The sequence below is a fragment of the Pseudomonas atagonensis genome, from assembly GCF_011369485.1.
Classification (GTDB): domain Bacteria; phylum Pseudomonadota; class Gammaproteobacteria; order Pseudomonadales; family Pseudomonadaceae; genus Aquipseudomonas; species Aquipseudomonas atagonensis.
Genome location: NZ_VXCA01000060.1, coordinates 1 through 4,477, shown reverse-complemented (window position 1 = coordinate 4,477; position 4,477 = coordinate 1). Strand labels below are relative to the sequence as shown.

3 protein-coding genes and 1 pseudogene are annotated in these 4,477 nt (G+C 60.8%); all 4 read left to right on the top strand.

Annotation, left to right across the window (positions count from 1 at the left end; translation table 11 throughout):
- The first annotated feature begins 261 nt into the window (after positions 1–261).
- On the top strand, positions 262–2,685 hold the full coding sequence (lon, locus tag F2P67_RS27425; RefSeq protein WP_166226353.1) for an endopeptidase La: 2,424 nt from the start codon (positions 262–264) through the stop codon (positions 2,683–2,685).
- Between the two features lie 292 nt (positions 2,686–2,977).
- Positions 2,978–3,370 carry a protease inhibitor I42 family protein gene (locus F2P67_RS27420; protein WP_166226350.1) on the top strand — a complete coding sequence of 131 codons (393 nt, stop codon included), beginning with the start codon at positions 2,978–2,980 and terminating at the stop codon, positions 3,368–3,370.
- A 2-nt stretch (positions 3,371–3,372) separates the two neighbouring features.
- Positions 3,373–4,008: a lysoplasmalogenase family protein gene (locus F2P67_RS27415; RefSeq protein ID WP_178120965.1), complete on the top strand. Its 636-nt coding sequence runs from the start codon at positions 3,373–3,375 to the stop codon at positions 4,006–4,008.
- 176 nt (positions 4,009–4,184) lie between these two features.
- A pseudogene (locus F2P67_RS27410) lies at positions 4,185–4,477 on the top strand (carboxy-S-adenosyl-L-methionine synthase CmoA); the annotation flags it as partial.

Genomic DNA, 4,477 nt, shown 5'->3' with positions numbered 1-4,477 from the left:
AGTCATACCCACGAGCCTTTTTGGGTACTTTTTTGGCGTTTGAAAAAAGTGCCTCGCCGTAAGGGCGAAACCGCCAGCGGGCGCACCCGAAGAAACGGATATGTACTCGATAAATCCCCAGCATGGCCGGCCCAAAGGCCGCCAAGCCCAACCCCAAAACCCTGTCAAAACCCTGAACACACAAGCAGAAACACCCCACCCCATTGAAACCACCCAACCCCTGCCCCATCTAACACCCATACCCAATTGCGCAGGTGCCCCATGAGCGACCAGCAAGAATTCCCCGAGAACCCCGACGACATCACCGAAACCGACGCCGAACACATCGAACACCACGTCCCAGGCAAAGGCCTCGCCCTGCCCGGCCAGAACCTGCCGGACAAGGTCTACATCATCCCGATCCACAACCGCCCGTTCTTCCCGGCGCAAGTCCTGCCGGTCATCGTCAACGAAGAACCGTGGGCCGAAACCCTCGACCTGGTCAGCAAATCCGACCACCACTCCCTGGCCCTGTTCTTCATGGACACGCCCCAGGAAGACCCGCGCCACTTCAACACCGGCGCCCTCCCCGAATACGGCACGCTGGTCAAAGTCCATCACGCCAGTCGCGAAAACGGCAAACTGCAATTCGTCGCCCAAGGCCTGAGCCGCGTGCGCATCAAGACCTGGCTCAAACACCATCGCCCGCCGTATCTGGTTGAAGTCGAATACCCGCACCAGCCGACCGAGCCGACCGACGAGGTCAAGGCTTACGGCATGGCGCTGATCAACGCGATCAAGGAACTGCTGCCGCTCAACCCGCTGTACAGCGAAGAACTGAAGAACTATCTCAACCGCTTCAGCCCCAACGACCCGTCGCCGCTGACCGACTTCGCCGCCGCCCTGACCTCCGCCACTGGCCCCGAGCTGCAAGAAGTGCTCGACTGCGTGCCGATGCTCAAGCGCATGGAAAAAGTCCTGCCGATGCTGCGCAAGGAAGTCGAAGTCGCGCGCCTGCAAAAAGAGATCTCGGCGGAAGTTAACCGCAAAATCGGCGAGCATCAGCGCGAGTTCTTCCTCAAGGAACAACTCAAGGTGATCCAGCAGGAACTCGGCCTGACCAAGGACGACCGCAGCGCCGACCTTGAGCAGTTCGAGCAGCGTCTGGAAGGCAAAGTCCTGCCGGCCCAGGTGCAGAAGCGCCTCGAAGAAGAAATGAACAAGCTGTCGATCCTCGAAACCGGATCGCCGGAATACGCAGTCACCCGCAACTACCTCGACTGGGCGACCTCGGTGCCGTGGGGCGTGTATGGCGAGGACAAACTCGACCTCAAGCACGCCCGCAAAGTCCTCGACAAACACCACGCCGGCCTCGACGACATCAAGGACCGGATCCTCGAATTCCTTGCCGTCGGTGCCTATAAAGGCGAAATCAGCGGTTCCATCGTGCTGCTGGTCGGCCCGCCGGGCGTGGGTAAAACCAGCGTCGGCAAATCCATCGCCGAATCCCTCGGCCGGCCGTTCTACCGCTTCAGCCTCGGCGGCATGCGCGACGAAGCCGAGATCAAGGGCCACCGCCGCACCTACATCGGCGCGCAGCCGGGCAAACTCGTGCAGGCGCTGAAAGACGTCGAAGTGATGAACCCGGTGATCATGCTCGACGAGATCGACAAAATGGGCCAGAGCTACCAGGGCGACCCGGCCTCGGCGCTGCTGGAAACCCTTGACCCGGAACAGAACGTCGAATTCCTCGACCACTATCTGGACCTGCGGATGGACCTGTCGAAAGTCCTGTTCGTCTGCACCGCCAACACCCTCGATTCGATTCCCGGCCCGTTGCTCGACCGGATGGAAGTGATTCGCCTGTCGGGCTACATCACCGAAGAAAAAGTCGCCATCGCCAAGCGTCACCTGTGGCCGAAACTGCTGGAAAAGGCCGGCGTGTCCAAGGGCAGCCTGAGCATCAGCGACACGGCGCTCAAGGCCTTGATCGACGGTTACGCCCGCGAAGCCGGCGTGCGCCAACTGGAAAAACAGATGGGCAAACTGGTGCGTAAAGCGGTAATGAAACTCATCGATGATCCAAAAGCGGTGATCAAGCTCGGGCCGAAAGACCTTGAAGCGTCACTCGGTCATCCAGTGTTCCGCAACGAACAGGTGCTGTCCGGCACCGGTGTCATCACTGGCCTGGCCTGGACCAGCATGGGCGGCGCGACCCTGCCGATCGAAGCGACGCGAATTCACACGCTCAATCGTGGCTTCAAACTCACCGGGCAACTGGGCGATGTGATGAAGGAGTCTGCGGAGATCGCCTACAGCTACGTCAGCTCGCACCTGAAGCAGTTCGGCGGAGACACAAAATTCTTCGACGAAGCCTTCGTCCACCTGCACGTGCCGGAAGGCGCAACACCCAAGGACGGCCCGAGCGCCGGCGTGACCATGGCCAGCGCCCTGCTCTCGCTCGCGCGTAATCAGCCGCCGAAGAAAGGCGTGGCGATGACCGGTGAACTGACGCTGACCGGACATGTACTGCCGATTGGCGGAGTGCGCGAGAAGGTGATCGCGGCGCGGCGGCAGAAGATTTTCGAGTTGATTCTGCCGGAGGCGAATCGCGGCAACTTTGAAGAACTGCCGGATTACCTGAAAGAAGGCATCAACGTGCATTTCGCCAAGAAGTTTGCGGATATGGCGAAGGTGCTTTTTTGATGACGACTTGAGCTATCGAGGGGGCTGCCATCGCTCCCCCTCACCCCAGCCCTCTCCCAAAGGGAGAGTGAGCTGACCGTGCGATGCTTCAGCTATACGCCGACCTGAACGTTATGCGTTGAATCCATAATCGCCTCGATCTAACAGGTCGATGTAACTCGAAATACACCTCGGTCGGCTCCCTCTCTCCCCGGGAGAGGGCTGGGGTGAGGGTCGAGGCCATCACCGTCACACTTTGTCTCATCTTCAGTTATGCTCGCCGTTCGTCGCCAACGCCGGAGCTGCTGACCTTATGTCCCCCACTCGCCTGTTTGTCCCTCTCGCCCTTTCTTTGCTGGCCGCTTGTGCCACGCAGCCGAAACACAACGTGACCGTGGAAAAACAAAGCGAATGTCCGGTGCGGCTCAGCACTGGGCAAAACCTGATCGTGATGCTGCCAAGTAACCCGACCACGGGTTATCGCTGGGCCATTCAGGATTCGGCCGGTGGCGTGTTGCGCGCGCTCAGCCCTGAGGTTTACAGCAATCCTGAAGATGCTGGCGTCGTCGGCGCGGCCGGTCTCTCAACTTGGCGCTTCCAGGCCTTCGCCACCGGCACCGGTCGCCTGCGCCTGACCTCGCAACAGCCATGGGCGCCGGAAGTGTTGCCGGTGGAAACCTTTGACTGTGCCATCTCGGTGAACTGACCGTGGGTTGGCTGATCCTGGCGCTGATGGGCGCGGCAACATTTCTCTACGGCGTCAGCACTCACGCGGCGCTGCTTTGCCTGTTGGTCAAACCGCTGCCGGTACTGGCACTGCTCGGCTGGTTGCACGATGCGCCGCCCAGCGACTACCGGCGCTGGATCAGCCTCGGTCTGATCTTCTCGCTGCTCGGTGATGTGTTGCTGGCGTGGCCGGGGGATCTTTTTGTGTTTGGGCTGGGCGCGTTTCTGGTCGCGCATCTGGCTTACTTGAAGGCTTACCTGAGTGACTGCAAGCGCTTGGCGATATTGCCGCTGGTGCTTGCCCTCGGTGTGGGCGCGGTGCTGCTGGGGATTCTGATTTCCAGCGGACTTGGGCCGTTACTGGTGCCGGTGATTGTCTACGGCACGGCGATCAGCGCAATGCTCTGGCGCGCCCTCGCTCGCCTTGGCACCGATGTGCCCAAGCGTTCGGCGCTGCTGGCGGCCGGCGGCGCAGTAGCGTTCGTGTTCTCCGACAGCGTGATCGGCATCGACCGCTTTGTCTCACCGTTCCACGCTGCGCCTTACGTCATCATTCTCAGTTACTGGTTGGGCCAGTGGGGCATCGCGGCCTCCGCTTTCTCGCAAACAAAACGCTAACCCTTGTGGCGAGGGGATTTATCCCCGTTGGGCTGCGCAGCAGCCGTAAAAACCTGCACATGCGGTCTAACTGATATTCCCTGACAACTGGTTTTGGGGCTGCTTCGCAGCCCAACGGGGATAAATCCCCTCGCCACGTCGGACAACCCAAGCATCCCGACGCCACTTTGGCTAAAATGCCGGCCTTTTCCACCGACACCGCCGGAACCGCCGTGAGCAAAGAACCCGATCGCATTTTCGCCCAGCCCCTGGACAAGGTGCCTGACTTCGCCTTCAACGAAGACGTGGTGCGGGTGTTCCCGGACATGATCAAGCGCTCGGTACCAGGTTACCCGACCATCGTCGAAAACCTCGGCGTGCTCGCGGCGCAATTCGCTCAGCCGAACACGGTGCTCTACGACCTCGGCGCCTCCCTCGGTGCGCACATGGCGGCGCAGGGCTTGAGTGACCGCACCGAGGGAGGCGCCGA

Coding starts and splice junctions, on each gene's coding strand:
- lon (WP_166226353.1), top strand. CDS start 262: ATGAGCGACCAGCAAGAATTCCCCGAGAACCCCGACGACATCACCGAA.
- F2P67_RS27420 (WP_166226350.1), top strand. CDS start 2,978: ATGTCCCCCACTCGCCTGTTTGTCCCTCTCGCCCTTTCTTTGCTGGCC.